The 17,685-nt window shown below is 33.1% G+C and carries 13 protein-coding genes and 1 tRNA gene; 9 read left to right on the top strand and 5 right to left on the bottom strand.

The genetic code is table 11. The features are described from left to right. Window positions 1–2: 2 nt before the first annotated feature. Together purD and Q0X14_RS03630 are read left to right on the top strand one after the other, a co-directional pair. Window positions 3–1,283: a phosphoribosylamine--glycine ligase gene (gene purD / locus Q0X14_RS03635; RefSeq protein ID WP_297842561.1), complete on the top strand. Its 1,281-nt coding sequence runs from the start codon at window positions 3–5 to the stop codon at window positions 1,281–1,283. Between the two features lie 28 nt (window positions 1,284–1,311). Further along, complete coding sequence (locus Q0X14_RS03630) at window positions 1,312–2,910, top strand: PHP domain-containing protein (protein ID WP_297842559.1); 1,599 nt, start codon at window positions 1,312–1,314, stop codon at window positions 2,908–2,910. Here the strand turns inward: Q0X14_RS03630 and Q0X14_RS03625 are convergent. The 3 genes from Q0X14_RS03625 to Q0X14_RS03615 form a co-directional block, all read right to left on the bottom strand. After that, window positions 2,907–3,353, bottom strand: a complete 447-nt coding sequence (locus Q0X14_RS03625) for a MauE/DoxX family redox-associated membrane protein (protein WP_297842556.1) — start codon at window positions 3,351–3,353, stop codon at window positions 2,907–2,909. The genes Q0X14_RS03630 and Q0X14_RS03625 overlap by 4 nt on opposite strands. Then, window positions 3,350–3,946, bottom strand: coding sequence for a rhodanese-like domain-containing protein (locus Q0X14_RS03620; RefSeq protein ID WP_297842551.1), 597 nt, complete (start codon window positions 3,944–3,946; stop codon window positions 3,350–3,352). The genes Q0X14_RS03625 and Q0X14_RS03620 overlap by 4 nt, the downstream gene beginning before the upstream one ends. Before the next feature lie 49 nt (window positions 3,947–3,995). Then, a tRNA-Leu gene (locus Q0X14_RS03615) sits at window positions 3,996–4,081 on the bottom strand. Between the two features lie 1,008 nt (window positions 4,082–5,089). On the opposite strand from Q0X14_RS03615, the gene Q0X14_RS03610 reads away from it, so the two are divergent. The 5 genes from Q0X14_RS03610 to Q0X14_RS03590 all read left to right on the top strand — a co-directional run bounded on the left by Q0X14_RS03610 (window position 5,090) and on the right by Q0X14_RS03590 (window position 8,813). Further along, window positions 5,090–5,275, top strand: a complete 186-nt coding sequence (locus tag Q0X14_RS03610; RefSeq protein WP_297842549.1) for a hypothetical protein — start codon at window positions 5,090–5,092, stop codon at window positions 5,273–5,275. Window positions 5,276–5,285: 10 nt separating this feature from the next. Further along, on the top strand, window positions 5,286–5,495 hold the full coding sequence (locus Q0X14_RS03605; protein WP_297842546.1) for a hypothetical protein: 210 nt from the start codon (window positions 5,286–5,288) through the stop codon (window positions 5,493–5,495). A 102-nt stretch (window positions 5,496–5,597) separates the two neighbouring features. Continuing rightward, window positions 5,598–7,292 (top strand): glutamine--tRNA ligase/YqeY domain fusion protein, encoded by a 1,695-nt coding sequence (locus Q0X14_RS03600; protein WP_297842543.1) that lies wholly within the window; start codon window positions 5,598–5,600, stop codon window positions 7,290–7,292. A 3-nt stretch (window positions 7,293–7,295) separates the two neighbouring features. After that, entirely contained in the window at window positions 7,296–7,949 is a 654-nt protein-coding gene (locus Q0X14_RS03595; protein ID WP_297842540.1) for a SatD family protein, read from the top strand. 111 nt (window positions 7,950–8,060) lie between these two features. Then, window positions 8,061–8,813, top strand: a complete 753-nt coding sequence (locus Q0X14_RS03590) for a DUF3307 domain-containing protein (RefSeq protein WP_297842537.1) — start codon at window positions 8,061–8,063, stop codon at window positions 8,811–8,813. Here the strand turns inward: Q0X14_RS03590 and gltX are convergent. Both gltX and Q0X14_RS03580 read right to left on the bottom strand, forming a co-directional pair. Continuing rightward, entirely contained in the window at window positions 8,803–10,272 is a 1,470-nt protein-coding gene (gltX, locus tag Q0X14_RS03585) for a glutamate--tRNA ligase (RefSeq protein ID WP_297842534.1), read from the bottom strand. The genes Q0X14_RS03590 and gltX overlap by 11 nt on opposite strands. 45 nt (window positions 10,273–10,317) lie before the next feature. Beyond that, the gene (locus Q0X14_RS03580) at window positions 10,318–12,678 is read right to left on the bottom strand and encodes a response regulator (protein ID WP_297842531.1); all 2,361 of its coding nucleotides are present in this window, start codon (window positions 12,676–12,678) and stop codon (window positions 10,318–10,320) included. 188 nt (window positions 12,679–12,866) lie between these two features. Between Q0X14_RS03580 and Q0X14_RS03575 the strand changes: the two genes are divergently transcribed. Together Q0X14_RS03575 and Q0X14_RS03570 are read left to right on the top strand one after the other, a co-directional pair. Beyond that, the gene (locus Q0X14_RS03575) at window positions 12,867–14,102 is read left to right on the top strand and encodes an NAD(P)/FAD-dependent oxidoreductase (protein ID WP_297842528.1); all 1,236 of its coding nucleotides are present in this window, start codon (window positions 12,867–12,869) and stop codon (window positions 14,100–14,102) included. 69 nt (window positions 14,103–14,171) lie between these two features. Then, the gene (locus Q0X14_RS03570; RefSeq protein WP_297842525.1) at window positions 14,172–17,645 is read left to right on the top strand and encodes a hypothetical protein; all 3,474 of its coding nucleotides are present in this window, start codon (window positions 14,172–14,174) and stop codon (window positions 17,643–17,645) included. Window positions 17,646–17,685 lie beyond the last annotated feature (40 nt).

Genomic DNA, 17,685 nt, shown 5'->3' with positions numbered 1-17,685 from the left:
TAATGAATGTAGCAATTGTTGGCTCAGGAGGTAGAGAACACGCTTTAGCTCTATCAATATCCAAAAGTAACTTACTGGATAGACTGTTCTGTTTACCTGGAAATCCTGGCACAAAGAAGATAGCTACGAATATTCAAATCGGAATAAATGATTTTGAGAAAATATTACAATTTTGTAAAGAAAATAAAATTGATTTAGTGGTAATCGGACCTGAGCAACCTTTGGTTGATGGGCTTTCAGATTATTTAAGAGTTGAGAATATAAATGTTTTTGGACCTTCCTCTTATGCAGCAAAGATTGAATCAAGTAAATCGTTTGCTAAATCTCTTATGAATAAATCAAGTGTTCCAACAGCATCTTACAGAGAATTCAATTCAAATGAATTTAATTCTGCAATTGATTACTTAAATGATTGTAAATTTCCTGTTGTAATTAAAGCCGACGGGCTTGCAGCAGGTAAAGGTGTTATTATTTGTGAAAAATTAGATGAAGCCATAAATACTATTAAAGAATTTTCTGTAGATAAAATATTTGGTGAAGCAGGACAAAAGTATTTAATAGAAGAATTTATGAGTGGAGAAGAAGCTTCAATTTTTGCCATAACTGATGGAGAAGATTTTATAGCATTACCAGCTGCTCAGGATCATAAAAGAATAGGTGAAAACGATACCGGAAAGAATACAGGCGGTATGGGTGCTTATGCTCCGACTCCGTTAATCTCAAAAGAGTTAGAAGATGAAGTTCAGCATAAAATTTTTCGACCAATTATTAAACAACTTAAAAAGGAAGGCCATCCATTTATAGGATGTTTGTATGCTGGTTTAATGATTACCAAAGAAGGACCCAAAGTTGTAGAATTTAATTGTCGTTTTGGAGATCCCGAAACTCAGGTCGTTTTACCTTTATTGGAGGGCGATGTCTTAAAACTTTTATTTTCAGCTGCTACTGGTAAACTTGATATGGATGCTGTCAGATATTCAGGCGGTTGTTCAGTTTGCGTTGTGGTCGCGTCAGAGGGTTATCCTGATAAATTCGAGAAAGGGTTTGAAATTACTGGTCTGGATATAGACGATCCGCAAATAATTATTTACCACGCTGGAACAACTGAAAAAGAAGGTAAAATTTTGACAAATGGAGGAAGAGTACTCGGAATTACTTCAGTACTGAAAAGTAATAATCTGCTTGAAGCCCGCAATAAAGCTTATGAGGCAATAAAAAAAATTAACTTTAAAAACATTTATTACCGAAAAGACATTGCTTCAAAAGCTCTGAGATATTTATAATTGTTTCTGAAGATTCAGAGTTACAATTATGATTCCCTTAAATACACACTCCTACTATTCACTTTTAACAGGTGCAAGTTCAATTGAAGATATTGTTAATGGGGCTAAGAACTATAATTTAAGTGCATTAGCTCTTACTGATACGAATGGAATGTATGGTCTTGTAGAGTTTCATAAGAAAGCCAAAGAATTGAATATCAAACCAATTCTTGGTTCTTTAATAACTGATATTCATTCAAAAAATCGTTATGCAATATTTTTAGCAAAAAATAAAGACGGTTATAAAGATTTATGTTCGATAATAACTTCCCGCAAGTTGAATGAAAAATTTGATTTGGATAGTACTGTAAAAAAAATATATCCTAACTTGATAATAATCTCTCCTAATATCGACTTATTAGACAATATCAATCCTGCAAATACATTTTATGGTGAAGCAATTCTTACAAAAAAGCAACGAGCTAAAACTAAATTACTAATTGAGTATTCAAAACAAAAAGGTATTAAGGTTGTCCTAAGTAATCCGATTTATTTTCTATCTAAGGATGATTTCATCGTTCATAAATTACTTAGAGCTATAGATGAAAATACAACCATTGAAAATATAAGTGAGGATGAATTGTTAGATGAAGAATATTATTTCAAACATCCGGATGAAATCTCATCTAACTTAATTGATAGTGCTGAGTTCTTTCAATCAACTGAATTTATTTCCAATCAATGTAATGTTGAACTTGATCAAGGAAAATTTAATTTTCCTTCGTTCCCAAATGCATATCCAGATGCTTATACATTTTTTTATAAAATTGTTTATGAAGGTTTTGAAAGAAAATATTCAAAGCCAACACAAGCTCATAAAGACAGATTGCAATATGAGATTGATGTAATTTCCTCATTAAATTTTATTGATTACTTTCTGATTGTTTGGGATATAGTTCAGGAGGCAAAACGAAGAGGTATGTTATATATTGGAAGAGGTTCAGCGGCTAATAGTATGGTTGCTTATTGTTTGGATTTAACCCAAATAGAACCTATCAGTAACAATCTTTTTTTTGAACGATTTCTTAATCGTGCCAGAAGCAGCCCACCAGATGTTGATATTGATTTTTCCTGGAAAGAAAGAGATGAAATTATAAAATATGTATTTGAAAAATATGGTTATCAAAATGTAGCAATGATTTCTACTCATGTTACTTTTAGAGCAAGATCTGCATTTCGGGAAACTGCTAAAGCATTTGGAATTTCTGAAAGTGAAATCTCTAATTACAGTAGAAAAATACCCTGGACTAATGCAAAGAATCTTCCAAATATTTCAGCATTATTTCCTGAGTCAAAATCGCTTGATTTTAGTAGGGAACCGTGGAAGACAATTATAAATCTTGCTACAAGAATTGCAAATTATCCAAGACATCTGAGTATTCATCCAGGTGGAATTGTAATCACACCTACGAAAGTTACTGACTATTGTGCTCTTGAATATGCAAAAAATAAAGGTCTTGGTTTGATAATTACCCAACCAGATATGTATTCTATTGAAGATTTAGGCCTTATAAAGATTGATTTATTAAGTCAAAGATCTTTGGGGGTTTTGCGCGATGCAATGAAGTCTGTAAGGAAAAAATCTTAATCAGATTTTTTTGAATTTAGTGTTAATATCTTAGAATCAAAAGCCATCAAAGCAATACAAATAATTAACATCAATGTATTTTCTCCAAGTTTTTTCCATCCAACTGGATTTCCTTTACCGAAACATCCGCAGTCAATATCCAGTCCGCGAATTAAGCTTAAGGCAACTGCTACTATAAAAACAAACAAAAGACTTGCAATTATTGATGCATTTTCCTTAACGGAAATTCCAAACAAAAGTAAAATCCCACTTATAATTTCTAACCACGGTAAAGTAATAGCTAAAAAATTGATAATTTGAATTGGAAGAAGTTTGTAATTATATATTGCTTGCGAAAATCCCTTTGGATCAGTAATCTTTTCTGCACCAGCATAAATAAAAACTATCGCAATAATAATTCGACCAAACAGAAGAAAGTATTGATTTGAAAAAATCTTTTTCATTGTCCGCCTTTTGATATTGGATAACCTTTCTCAAGCCAATCATTCCAACCGCCAAAGAAAATATATACTTTCTTGTAACCCTTTTCAAACAATTCATCACCAAGTAAAATGCTCAGGTCACATTCTGTACCACTGCAATATGTAACAAGAATTTCATCTTTACTGATTGTCTTAAGAATATCTCTGTAACTTTCATCACCATCAAACGGAATGTTGATTGCTCCTGTTATGTGACCTTCGTTGTACTCTTCAGACATTCTGGCGTCAATAAACTTAACTCCTTGTTTGTACAGCTGATACGCTTTATCAATCTTAATAGCAAGTGGCTTCGTAAACTCAGTTGGTAGAGATTGAATTTCTTTTTGATCTATCACTTCAGTTTTCACTGAATTTTCAGTGGAGGATTTAATACTAGTTGAATCAATAATAACAAGATTGATGCTATCATTACTAGTCGATAAAGAGTCCTCTTCTACAAATTCAAGAATTCTTTCTTCCCGGATAAAAGGAATGCCGTTAGGATTAAGAAAGTTATAAATCAATCCTATAGCGATGGAAATTGTAATTATCGATAGTAAATTTTTCTTATTCATCGGATTTATAAATTTAAAGCCGAGCTGATAATCACTCGGCTTTTGTTTGTACCGAAGGCCGGACTCGAACCGGCACGAGGTGTGAGCCCCACTGGATTTTGAGTCCAGCGCGTCTACCAATTCCGCCACTTCGGCTTAAAGAACAATAAAACTTTTGAGTCCAAGCGCGCCTGCCTGTCGGCAGACAGGTCTACCAATTCCGCCACTTCGGCTTAAAGAACAATAAAACTTTTGAGTCCAAGCGCGCCTGCCTGTCGGCAGACAGGTCTACCAATTCCGCCACTTCGGCTTAAAGAACATTAAAAAGTTTTGAGTCCAGCGCGCCTGCCTGTCGGCAGACAGGTCTACCAATTCCGCTACTTCGGCTTAAAGAACAGTAAAAAGTTTTAAGTCCAGCGCGCCTGCCTGTCGGCAGACAGGTCTACCAATTCCGCCACTTCGGCTTAAAGAACAATAAAACTTTTGAGTCCAAGCGCGCCTGCCTGTCGGCAGACAGGTCTACCAATTCCGCCACTTCGGCTCTAAGAACAATAAAAAGTTTTGAGTCCAGCGCGCCTGCCTGTCGGCAGACAGGTCTACCAATTCCGCCACTTCGGCTTAAAGAACAATAAAACTTTTGAGTCCAAGCGCGCCTGCCTGTCGGCAGACAGGTCTACCAATTCCGCCACTTCGGCTTAAAGAACAATAAAACTTTTGAGTCCAGCGCGCCTGCCTGTCGGCAGACAGGTCTACCAATTCCGCTACTTCGGCTTAAAGAACAGTAAAAAGTTTTAAGTCCAGCGCGCCTGCCTGTCGGCAGACAGGTCTACCAATTCCGCCACTCGGACAAGAAAGAACCAATATTTTTTAGTTTAACACCGTTTGACTGGGTGATGATATTTATCCAATCTACGTGATACAGAAGTGTCTTTACTAAAACTAAAATATTTCGTCCTTGTTGCGATAATTCATTAAAGATGAATTTTTGCACTGCAATTATAAAAAAGTAAGAGAGTTTTAGCAATTTATTTTTCAGGGATAATCAAGAATGATTCAATAAAATTTTATTTCTCAAAATGAAATGATTGATATAAATAAAATAAAACAAAGCATAAAATCGATTGGCACTATCATTGTAAAATAAAAACAAAGCACGGAGGAATTATGAAAAAAAATTACAAAAGAAAAAAAGTTCAGCAAGAAAAATTTGATACCTTCATCCTTAAAGATTGGGATGAATATCAGGAATTGGAAGAAGAAGAACTCGAAGATTTGATGGAAGAGTTCAATATTCCAGAAATCGATTACATTGAACCAACTGATAAACCGGAAGAATTAACTTTTAACTAAGGAAAATTTTATGAGCAAAACTTACATCGGTTTTGATGGTCAATATGAAATTGACGAACAGGGAAATATTGTCCATCAATTGATAGATCAATTTGGAAGAGTCTCAGGAATTACACGCGTTTACAAAAGCGTTAAAAAAATTCCTAATCTTTTTGATCGGGAAAAAATTGAATATCTGATCCAATTGATGAACATCTATAAGTTTACAGGAAGAGTTTAATCACTTTAGTTCAATTAAACTCTTTCTTCAATTCTCAATCTCCTTCGATTTGAGTTTCATAATCTTTATTTTTGTGCCTCGAATAATGGAATAAGAAAGATTATGAATCAGCAACAAAATACCAGCAAAGAAAAACCAAAAAATTTTATTTACGAAATTATTGAAGAAGACATTCGAACCGATAAATGGGGAGGAAGAGTTCATACACGATTTCCCCCTGAACCAAATGGATATCTTCACATTGGTCACGCTAAATCGATTTGCCTGAATTACGGAATCGCCAGAGATTTTAATGGAAAATTTAACTTACGATTTGATGATACTAATCCCACCAAGGAGGAACAGGAATATGTCGATTCTATTATAGAAGATGTGAAATGGCTCGGTGCTGATTTTGAAGACAGAATATTTTATGCTTCAGATTATTTTGATCAGATGTACGAATATGCTGTGCAACTTATTAAAAAAGGTAAAGCTTATGTTGATGATCTTGATCCTGATTTAATGAAGGAATATCGCGGTACTATAAATGAACCTGGAAAAGAAAGTCCATTTCGAAATAGGACAGTGGAAGAAAACCTTGACTTGTTTGAAAGAATGAGAAAAGGAGAATTTAAAGAAGGTGAAAAAGTTCTTAGAGCTAAAATAGATATGTCCTCACCGAATATGCTATTACGTGATCCTGTGATGTACAGAATTTTACATGCATCTCATCATCGTACTGGAGATAAGTGGTGCATCTATCCAACTTACGATTGGGCTCACGGTTTAGAGGATTCGATTGAGGGAATTACTCATTCAATTTGCACACTTGAATTTGAAATTCATCGTCCTCTTTATGATTGGTTTTTAGATGAACTTGGCATTTATCATCCTCAGCAAATTGAATTTGCACGGTTAAATCTGAGCTATACTGTTATGAGTAAGAGAAAATTGCTTGAATTGGTTCAATCCGGAATTGTAGATGGATGGGATGATCCGAGAATGCCAACTATCTCTGGTTATAGAAGAAGAGGTTATACCCCAGAAGCTATATGGAATTTTGCGGAGATAATAGGAGTTGCTAAACGAGATGCTCTTACAGATATTGCTTTACTTGAGTATGCAATTAGAGAAGATCTGAATAAGAAAGCTCAAAGAGTGATGGGAGTATTAAAACCACTAAAAGTTGTAATCACAAATTATCCTGATGATTTAGTCGAAGAGCTTGATGCGATAAATAATCCTGAAGACCCTTCAATGGGCAGCAGAAAAATTCCATTCAGAAAAGAAATATACATAGAGCAATCTGACTTTATGGAAAATCCACCCAAAGGTTATCACAGATTAATTCCAGGTGGTGAGGTTAGATTGAGATACGCTTACATAATTAAATGTGAAGAGGTTATAAAGAATGATGAAGGAGAAATTGTTGAACTGAGATGTACTTATGATCCTGATACCAAAAGTGGAAGTGGTAAAAGTGATAAAAAAGTTAAAGGTACTATTCATTGGGTTTCTGCTAAAGATGCAGTAAACTGTGAAGTCAGATTATACGATAGACTTTTCACCGTTGAAGATCCTTCATCTGATAAAGAAAAGGACTTTAAGGAATTTATCAATCCTAACTCATTAGAAATAATAACTGATGCCAAGCTTGAGCCCTTTGTTCTTAATTCCAAAGCAGGTGATAAATTTCAATTTGAAAGAATTGGCTATTTCTGTGTTGATTCAAAATATACAACTAAGGATAAACTGGTTTTTAATAGAACAGTTACATTAAAAGATACCTGGGCAAAAAGCATAAATAAAAAATAATTCATGAAAAAAGCTGAAACAAAAACAAAACTATACTCAGTAATTACTGCAGACATAGTTAAATCTTCAAACCTTTCACTTACTAAACATAAAAAACTAATTGAAGTTATTAAGAAGTGTGCAAATGAAATCAAAAAAGTGTTTCCATCAGCACTTCAATATGCACCAGAATATTTTCGAGGTGATAGCTGGCAAATAGTTTTGAAGAAGCCAGAGTTGGCATTGGCTATAGTTCTTTATTATCGTGCATATATTCGGGCAAATATGAAAATTAATTCGATTGATTCACGAATGGCAATATCACTTGGCACAATTGATTTTGTAAAAAGATCTTTTGGTGTTGGAGAAGCATATAAAACATCTGGTGAAGCTATTGATATTAAAGGGAAACGCAGGTTGAAATTTATTTATAACGAAAAAGAAATATCAGAATTATTGGATTTACTTGTTGAGAACTCTGATTTTGTTTCATCACGGTGGACTGTAAGACAATGCGAAGTTATTCTTTTATCCCTGAAAGGCTATAATCAACTACAAATTGCCAAGAAGATTAAGGTTACTCAGCAAGCTGTTTCCCAACAGCTTGACTCAGCTGGCTGGTCAGTAATATTAAAGAATATCTCTTACTTTCAAAACACTATTGAGAAACTAAACTGAAAGTAAAATACAAGCTTTTAAGCTTGTATATGTATAGTACAAGCTTATAAGCTTGTATTAACCTTTGAAAGGTTTAATCAAAAAAATAATAATCATTACGAGGATAAAGATTTGGATGTCCTGCAAATTAAAATTATCGTTCCGTTGGTAGCTGCACATTTTTTAAGTGATTTTGTTTTGCAAACTGATTCGGATGTAAATCAAAAGAATAAAGTAAAAGTTTTTATAAAGCATATATTTTTTGTTACAGGCGTTAGCTATTTATTTTTAGGTCTGTTTGATAATTATCTCATCCCAATTGTTATTTTAATTACTCATTCTTCAATTGATTTGATCAAACTAAAAATTAAAAAAGATAATATTTGGATCTTTTTATCTGATCAATTAGCACATTTATTGGCTATTATATTCATTTCAATAAATGCAAACCTCTTCTTAGATAATGCTGTTAATTTCTTTTGGGAAATTAATTTTGGTGATAACTATTACTTAGTTCTTGTACTTATTACTTCAGTAATTATTGTGACTAAATTCAATGGAATTGTGATTAGCTATTTAATTAAGGCTCTTCAGGTAAAAATATTTAAAACAGATGCAAACAGCGATAGTCTACCTCAGACCGGTAGGATAATTGGTTACCTCGAGAGGTTTATAATTCTTATTTCAGTATTGATGAATGTTCCAGCCATAATCGGATTTCTTATTACTGCAAAATCAATTTTGAGATATGCCGAGATTAAAAGTGAAAATGATAAGCTCTTCGTGGAATATATTCTAATCGGGACATTATTCAGCTTTGCACTTGGGATTTCTATTTCATATCTGACAAATGAATCGATTAAAGCAATGAAAGTTATTCTTTGATTGGTTTTATATTTTTTATTGCTGAATCTATTCTCTTAATCACTTCATCTTTACCAAGAATAAAAAGTAAATCATACATTCCCGGTCCTGTGCTTTGACCGGAAACTGCAAGTCGTAACGGGTGAATTAGTTTTCCTTTCCCGATATTTAATTCTACAGAAACTTTGTTCAATGCTTGTTCAAAATCTTCCTTTGATGGATTTGTTAGCTTTTCAAATTCTTCTTTAAGTTTTAATAGTTGTTGAGGAGTATCTTCTTTCCAATTCTTTTCAATTGATTTTTGTTCATACTCCTTTGGTGCTTCATAAAAATATCTGCAGTTATAGATAAACTCCTTAACAAAAGTCACTCTTTCTTTCATTGCTTCTATTATCTGAATTAATTTTTCATCAGATATTAAATGATCTTTATATTCAGAATTGCTTAGTTCCTTCTTGAGTAAATAAAGGATTTCTTCATTAGATTTTTTTCGAAGATGTTCCGCATTTAGCCAGTTTAATTTTTGTAAATCGAAAACTGCTCCAGCTTTATTGACTCTTTCAAGAGAAAATTTTTCAATTAACTCATCTATGTAATAAAATTCTTTATCATCACCTGCATTCCAACCGAGTAATGCAACAAAGTTAATTAAAGCTTCTTTCAGGTATCCTTTATTCCGATAATCTTCAACAGCAACATCTCCCTGGCGTTTGCTTAATTTGCTTCTATCCGGATTTAGTAATAAAGGCAAGTGAGCAAATACAGGTCTTTCCCAACCAAAAGCATCATAAAGTAAAACATGCTTTGGAGTAGAGGATAACCATTCTTCACCACGGATAACATGAGTTATCTGCATAAGATGATCATCAACAACATTGGCAAGATGATAAGTCGGATAACCATCACTCTTAATTAAGACCTGATCATCAACATTGTTGCTATCGAATTCAACATGTTCGCGGATAACATCGTCAAATTCTATTTTTTGGTTTGGCTCGACATTCAATCTAACTACTTTTGCAACTCCTTTCGCAAGATTTTCTTCAATTTCAGATTTGGTTAAATTAAGACAATGTTTGTCATACTTGGCTTGCGGAAGTTTTTGTTTCTGTTGTTCTTCTCTTAATGCTTCCAGTCTTTCCGGAGAACAAAAACAATAATATGCCTTACCCTGGGATATCAATTCCTGCGCATACTTTTGATAAATCTCCAATCTTTGAGATTGCATATATGGTCCAAATGGTCCACCAATATCAGGTCCTTCATCATATTGTAATCCTGCCCAATGCAGAGCAGAAATTAAATTCTCAACAGCACCTTCAACATATCTGTTGCGGTCTGTGTCCTCAATACGAAGAACAAATTTTCCGTTGTTCTTTCTGGCAAATAAATAATTATACAATGCAGTGCGAAGTCCACCAACATGCAAATAACCAGTAGGACTCGGCGCAAAACGAACACGAACTTGTGGATTAATCATCTTAAATTTTTCTCTGCTAAAAGTTTATGTAGAAATTTGAGAAGCTTAGGTTTTAGGTACATTCTTTTCTGTGTAGTATTTAACCTTATCAATAAATTCCTGGGAATCAATTGGTTTAGGAATATAATCAGTTGCACCTGCTTCAAGACATTTTTCACGATCGCCTTTCATTGCAAAAGCAGTTAGAGCTATAATTGGTGTATCACGATAATCATCAAGCTCTCTAATTTTTTGAGTTGCTTCAAAGCCGTTCATTACAGGCATTTGCATATCCATCAAAATTAAATCGTATTTTTGCTGTTTCACTGCTTCGAGTGCTTGAAGACCATTTTCAACTACTACAATGGAATCAAAATTATTTTTCTTCAAAAGTCTTGTTACAATTATTTGAGAATGTTTATAGTCTTCGACTAAAAGAATTTTAACAGTATCAGTTTTATCTTTAATTGCTTCTGGTGCGGCTGGTTCATCGTATCGGTTTATCATTGCTGCAACAGTGTCTGCAAGATTCTCAATGTTTGTACTGCTCTTATGAAGTAATTCAGTAAAGAGTCCATCAATCTTTTTAAGATCTTCCTGATATGAATCTTTTCCCGTGTAAATAATGATTGGAAGCTTTGCAAATTGCTTTTTAGATTTTATTTGCTTTATAAGTTCAAATCCGTTTAATACAGGCATATCTAAATCTATTATAGCAAGATCAAGATCAATATTGTCAATCATATTAGCAACTTTACTTGATTGATGCTCAGCTATTGCATTAAAACCTGCTTGCTCAACAGCTCCTTTAATCAAATTGAGCGTAGGAATATCATCATCGACAACAAGTATGTTGGAATCTTTTTTTAGTTTATAACTAGTAAGAACTTCAACAAGATATTTGTAATTGATTGGTTTAACAAAATACTCAACCGCACCCATCATAAAAGCTTTTTGCTGTTCAGCTTCTACAGAACAAATTATCACAGGAGTGTGTTTTGAATTAGGATGCTCTCTGACCATTTTCATAAATTCAAATCCATTCATATCGGGTAGAATTATATCCATCAAAACAGCAAGAAAACTTTCCTGATCAATTAACTTTAACGCTTGTTTAGCTGAATTTACAATGATTGGTTCATATCCCCATTTTGTAAGGTAATTGCTTAATAATTTTGAAGTCGCATAATCATCCTCCACAACAAGAACTTTATTCTTTTTATCAGTTGGTTTCGGAATTGCTGCAAAGCCAGCTTCTAAAGTTGTTGCAAGTTCTGCATTGATTGAGAAATTATAAGTGATGCCCTTCCCAATTGAACTTGTTATAATAACATCTCCACCTAAAAACTCGATATACTTTTTACTAAGAGTCAAGCTCAAGCCAGTAATATTTCCAACTTTCGAATTGTAGAGTTCGTTGAGGGAGAAAGGATAAAAGAATTCAGTAACTTTTTTAGATGGAAGTCCGGTACTTGTATCAGAAATTCTGAAAGAAATTTTTTTATTTGAAGAAGCAGTAACTGAAAGTGTAATTTTTCCTTTTTCAGTAAGACGAATTGAATTAGTTATAAATGTAAGCAGAATGTATCTGAGTTTTTGTGCATCAACTTTAATAGTTTCAGGAATTACTTCATCTATCTCGGTGATAAATTCAACATTTGAACTATCAATTTTGTCTTTGAATATTGTTAACAATTCATTTATAAAATCTTTTAGTCGAACACTGTTCATTGTTGATTTAACTAAGCCGCTTTCGAGCTTACTTATATCAATTAAATCATTGATGATTGATAGTAATTCAAATGCGTTATCTTTCAAAGTAGAAACATATTCAGATTGAGAAGGTGAGAGATTCTCTTCATTCAGGAGAGAAGCAAATCCCATTATGCTGTTTGTAGGCGTTCTGAGTTCCTGAGAGATTGAAGAAAGTATTAAGCTGAGTGAGTTACTTAAACTTCCTCTGCCTTGAATCCATAACTTTAATAAATTTTTAAAACTTTCTGCTATAATCTGAATGTTATCAATTTCACTTTTAGTGAATGAAGTTTTCTTCGCAATTTTTAACAGAGCTTTGGTATTATCGCCGAGACTTAATAGTAAACAACCTTCATTTATCAAATGGTCAGTGATGTGAATTGCACAATCGTTTTGTTGGTTGAATGAATCAACTAAAGTTTTTCCGTTTAATATCTGACAATTTGCGCAAGCGTGAGTTGATCCAATTATGATTGACTTCTTAACACCGGTTGATTTTCCAATAGCTTCAAACCCGGATGAATTATTTACCTTAAACAAAACAGCAGCATCAAGTTCAAACTCGGTTGTAAGAAATTCACAAAGTTTACTTGGGAAATCTGCTGAAGAGCTTATTGCAAGATTTAATATTTCGTTATACTTGCTTAAGAAATCAATCTTTGAACTTTGCATAATATTTAATTTGTTTTTGCTAAAAGGAAATTTTATGAAGTCTAATCTAATTTCTAATTCAAATTTATCAAATATGTTTTATTTATGCTAATAAAGAGAAAATGTGCTTAGCGTCAGGGTTGTGATAAGAAATAAAAATTCTGTTACTGGCTCAACTTATTTTTGAGTGGGAAGCAAATAAAAATAATATGAAAAAGAAAATCGTAATTATTGGAGCAGGATTTGGCGGATTGACCGCTGCAAAAAATTTAGCTAAAACTGATTTTGAAATAACTTTGATTGATAAAACGAATCATCATTTGTTTCAACCGCTGCTTTATCAGGTAGCAACTGCAGCACTTTCACCATCTGATATTGCTGTTCCAATCAGATCATTATTAAGTGATTATAAGAATATCAAAGTAATTCTTGATGAAGTTCTCTCGATTGATAAAAACAATCATATCGTTAAACTCAGGAATTCTCAATTAGAGTTTGACTATTTAATTGTAGCAGTCGGTGCAAGGCATTCTTATTTCGGGAAGAATGAGTGGGAAAAAATTGCTCCGGGATTAAAAACTTTAACTGATGCTTTGGTAATTCGTGAAAAAATTATTGAAGCACTCGAACTTGCTGAGAAAGAAACTAATCCTGAGTTGATGAAAAAATGTCTGACATTCGTTATTGTTGGAGGAGGACCAACTGGTGTAGAGCTTGCAGGTGCAATTGCTGAAATAGCAAAAGAAACAATGATTAAAGATTATAAAAATTTCAAACCCGAAGACACTAAAGTTATTTTGATTGAAGCTGCAGATAGAGTTTTGCCTTCATTCGATAGGAAGTTGTCCGAACAAGCCAAAGAAGATTTAGAAAAAATGGGAGTTGAAGTTAAACTCAATACAAAAGTAGAAAACATTTCAGAAGATGGAGTATTAACGAATCAAGGTTTTATAAAATCCAATACAATTATCTGGGCAGCAGGTAATCAGGCATCACCACTATTAAGCTCTATTAATGTTGAAACTGATCGTGCCGGAAGAGTTATTGTTAATAAGGATTGTTCAATTCCCGGTAATCCTGAAATATTTGTAATTGGTGATGCTGCACATTTTGAAGAAGAAAATGGTAAAGTATTACCTGGAGTTGCTCAGGTGGCAATTCAGCAGGGAAGATTTGTTGCTGAAATAATTAAGAATGAAATTCCACCTGAAAAGAGACCTGTATTTAAGTATAAAGATAAAGGCACAATGGCTACAATAGGAAAAGCCAAAGCCGTTGCTGAAATAAAAGGTCTTAAATTATCCGGCGTAATTGCGTGGCTCGCCTGGTCAATCGTTCACATCTTCTTTTTAATTGGTTTCAGAAATCGTTTTCGTGTAATGATTGAGTGGATTTGGTATTACATAACGAAGCGACACGGAACTCGTTTGATTGTTGGTAAATAGTAATCCAAAGAATTAGACTTGATTAAAAATTTCTTCTTAACTTAGTTTGAAACAAAAAATAATCTTGTTTTGAATCTAAGAAATTTATTACTCACATTTTTACTGCTATCGCTTTTTTCAGTCTCTGAAATTTATTCTCAGATTTTCCAAAATAATTTTCTGGTTACTGATTCAATCCGAATAAACTTTGATAATAAATATTTCATTTCACAAATCGCTATTGTTCCCAGAACAGAAATAATAAAAATCAAAGATAGAATTCTGCAGCCAAACGAATATCAGTTTTTTTATGAGGAGGGCTTTTTCACGCTTTCGGATACGATATCGTATTCAATATTTGACACACTTGTTGTTTCATATCTGGCTTACAATCTGGGTTTGAAAAAAGAATATAAAAGAAGAACTCTCGTAATGAAATATGACTCACAATCAGGAGACACATTACAAATTGTAAAAACTGAAGCTAATCCATTTTCTCCTGAAAATATATTCGGAAGTGGAATCCAGAAAAGCGGAACAATTGTAAGAGGATTTACTGTCGGAACTACAAAAGATTTCTCATTAAACAGCGGTTTAAGATTACAACTTTCAGGTAAACTCTCAGATGATATTGAAATTGTTGCAGCACTTACAGACGAGAATACTCCAATTCAACCAGAAGGAAACACTGAACGGCTTGAAGAACTTGATAAAGTTTTTATTCAGGTTAAACACCCAAATGCAATCGGTACTTTTGGAGACTATCAACTAAGACAAAGATTTGGTGAGTTTGGAATTGTTGATAGAAAACTTCAGGGTTTGATGGGTGAATTTATTTATGAAAACACAAATGCATTCATTTCAATCGCAAGCTCACGAGGTAAATTCAATTCTAACAACTTTAATGGGCAAGATGGTGTTCAGGGTCCATACAGATTGAATGGAATAAATAATGAAAGAGATATTATAATTATTGCAGGAACAGAAAAAGTCTTCCTTGATGGAATTGAGATGAGAAGAGGCGAAAACAATGATTATACAATTGAATATTCAAATGCAACAATAACTTTTACACCAAACAGACTTATAACCTCAGCAAGTAGAATAAGTGTTGATTTTGAGTACACAGACAGACAATACTCAAGAAATTTTTTTGGTGCAGGAGTTTCATCTTCATTCTTTAACAACAAACTAAAATTTGGATTTGAATATCTTAGAGAAGGTGATAATCAGGATGCCCCAATTGATATTTCATTAACTGAACAAGACAAAGAAATTCTTGCACAAGCCGGCGATGACAGAAATAAAGCAATAAAAAGTGGAGTACGAATTGCTGAACCTGATTCACTTGGAATTATTAAAGGTATTTATTCAAAGATTGATACAATAATAAACGGAAATACTTTTTCGTATTATGTCTATAATGCGGGCGATACTTTAGCAATTTATAATGTTTCATTCAGTTATGTAGGTGAAGGCAATGGAGATTATGTGAGAGAAAGTTTAGGCGTTTACAGATTTGTAGGAATTGGCAGAGGAGGTTATTTGCCAATCACTTTTATTCCTGTTCCTCAGTTAAAACAGTTAGGAGCTGTTACGCTTTCAGCAAATCTTTTTGAGAACCTGGATATCAATTTTGATTATGCAGGAAGTTTGTTCGATAAAAACAGATTTTCCTCTTTGGACGAAAATGATAACTTTGGTTATGCAGCAAATTTTTCTCTTAAACTTAAACCTTCACAGATTGAAGTTGGTAATATCAATCTCGGTAAAGCCGGAATAAGTTATCGTGAAAGATTTGTCGAGAAAAAATTCACTTCATTTGATAGATTTAACGATGTTGAATTCAACAGATACTACAACACTTCAACTGCTAATGAAAAAGAAAATGAAAGTCTTCGTGAAATTGGATTGACTCTTATTCCGATTGAAGAACTTCGTGTTAATTCCGCTGCTGGTTTTTTATCCAAAGGAGATTCATTTTCTTCAAAGCGATTTAACAACCTGATAAATCTGAGTGATAATAAATCCTATTCTGCTGAATATAATCTTGATTATGTTAACACATCCAATCAGATAATAAACTCAAAGTGGTTCAGACATCGTGGAAATGCATATTACCAATTTTGGAATTTGAAACCAGGAATTGAATTTCTGGCTGAAGACAAAAATGATAAACGAAGCGGAAAGGATTCCTTATTAAACGGAAGTTTGAAGTATTTGGAATTTATTCCTTTTATCGAGCTATCTGATTTTGAAGGGTTAAATTTTATCACAAGGCACTCATTCCGTGAAGATTATTTCCCAATCAACGGATTAATGCTGAAAGAATCTGTTTCGAAAACAAATTCATTTGAAATTAACTACAAAGGATTTCGTGAGTTTACTTCTTCATTAAATCTTACAATCAGAAATAAAAATTATACACAGGACTTCAAACAACTTGGCTATCTTGATAATCAATCTATTTTAGTTCGTTCGCAGTCAAAGTTTAATTTTTGGGACCCAATGCTGAAAGGAGATTTATTTTATGAAGTATCAACTCAGAAATCAGCACGATTGCAGAAAGTGTTTGTGCGGGTTGAACAAGGCACAGGTAATTACAAATATCTTGGAGATTTAAACAATAATGGAATAGCTGATGAGAATGAATTTGAACCTACAACTTTTGATGGTGATTATATACAGGTTACAATTCCGACTGATCAACTTTTTCCTGTAATTGATTTGAAGACAAGTACAAGATGGAAAACAAATTTTTCTAAAATCTCAAATGAAAGAAATTTTCTTTCTTCAGTCTTAAAAGCAATTTCAACAGAAACATTGTGGAGAATTGAAGAGAACAGTAAAGACACAAAATATTCAAATATCTATTTGCTTCGTCTATCAACATTTCAGAATGAAGCAACAACAATTCGTGGTTCAAACTTATTGCAGCAGGATTTTTTCCTTTTTGAAAATGAACAAGACCTTTCCTTCAGATTTCGTTATTTACAAAGAACAAATCTTAATGAATTCAGTGGTGGCTTTGAAAGAGGTTATTTCAGAGAAAGAAGTCTTCGCATAAAATTTAAAATGGTTGAAGAAGTTAGTAATCAAACCGATTTAGTTAATTCCGATGATAATCTGACTTCGCAAAAAAGTTCAAACAGAGTAAGAAGAGTAAATAGTAATTTCGTTACCTCAGATTTTTCTTATAGACCAGTCAGAACAGTTGAAGTTGGTTTTAAAATCAGAGTTGGAAGAAATGAAGATACATTTCCAATTCAACCAACAATAATTGATTTAAATGGACAAGCTGTGAGATTGAATATTTCATTTCTCGGAACCGGAAGACTTCGAATAGAATTAGAGAGAAACGAACTTCTTGCAAATACAAATCAGAATTTTATTCCTTTTGAATTAACTGGTGGAAACCAGATTGGCAAGAATTATTTTTGGAGAGTTAATTTTGATTACAAACTTTCTTCTAATCTTCAAACTACAATTAGTTATGATGGAAGATTACAGGGAAGTTCTAAACCTATTCACACAATGCGTGCAGAAGCTCGTGCATATTTTTAGTAATGGAAAAATTTAAGAGACCAATTTTTTTAATCAATAA

It is taken from the genome of Ignavibacterium sp. (genome assembly GCF_025998815.1).
In the GTDB taxonomy this organism is placed as follows: domain Bacteria; phylum Bacteroidota; class Ignavibacteria; order Ignavibacteriales; family Ignavibacteriaceae; genus Ignavibacterium.
The sequence above is the reverse complement of the archived record's forward strand: the minus strand, read 5'-3'. Positions and strand labels throughout refer to the sequence as shown.

What these genes read in the sequence shown, in the direction of transcription:
- Q0X14_RS03625 (WP_297842556.1), bottom strand. Translation starts at nt 3,353, where the DNA reads ATGAAAAAGATTTTTTCAAATCAATACTTTCTTCTGTTTGGTCGAATT.
- Q0X14_RS03575 (WP_297842528.1), top strand. Translation starts at nt 12,867, where the DNA reads ATGAAAAAGAAAATCGTAATTATTGGAGCAGGATTTGGCGGATTGACC.
- Q0X14_RS03580 (WP_297842531.1), bottom strand. Translation starts at nt 12,678, where the DNA reads ATGCAAAGTTCAAAGATTGATTTCTTAAGCAAGTATAACGAAATATTA.
- Q0X14_RS03610 (WP_297842549.1), top strand. Translation starts at nt 5,090, where the DNA reads ATGAAAAAAAATTACAAAAGAAAAAAAGTTCAGCAAGAAAAATTTGAT.
- Q0X14_RS03630 (WP_297842559.1), top strand. Translation starts at nt 1,312, where the DNA reads ATGATTCCCTTAAATACACACTCCTACTATTCACTTTTAACAGGTGCA.
- Q0X14_RS03595 (WP_297842540.1), top strand. Translation starts at nt 7,296, where the DNA reads ATGAAAAAAGCTGAAACAAAAACAAAACTATACTCAGTAATTACTGCA.
- gltX (WP_297842534.1), bottom strand. Translation starts at nt 10,272, where the DNA reads ATGATTAATCCACAAGTTCGTGTTCGTTTTGCGCCGAGTCCTACTGGT.
- Q0X14_RS03600 (WP_297842543.1), top strand. Translation starts at nt 5,598, where the DNA reads ATGAATCAGCAACAAAATACCAGCAAAGAAAAACCAAAAAATTTTATT.
- Q0X14_RS03620 (WP_297842551.1), bottom strand. Translation starts at nt 3,946, where the DNA reads ATGAATAAGAAAAATTTACTATCGATAATTACAATTTCCATCGCTATA.
- purD (WP_297842561.1), top strand. Translation starts at nt 3, where the DNA reads ATGAATGTAGCAATTGTTGGCTCAGGAGGTAGAGAACACGCTTTAGCT.
- Q0X14_RS03605 (WP_297842546.1), top strand. Translation starts at nt 5,286, where the DNA reads ATGAGCAAAACTTACATCGGTTTTGATGGTCAATATGAAATTGACGAA.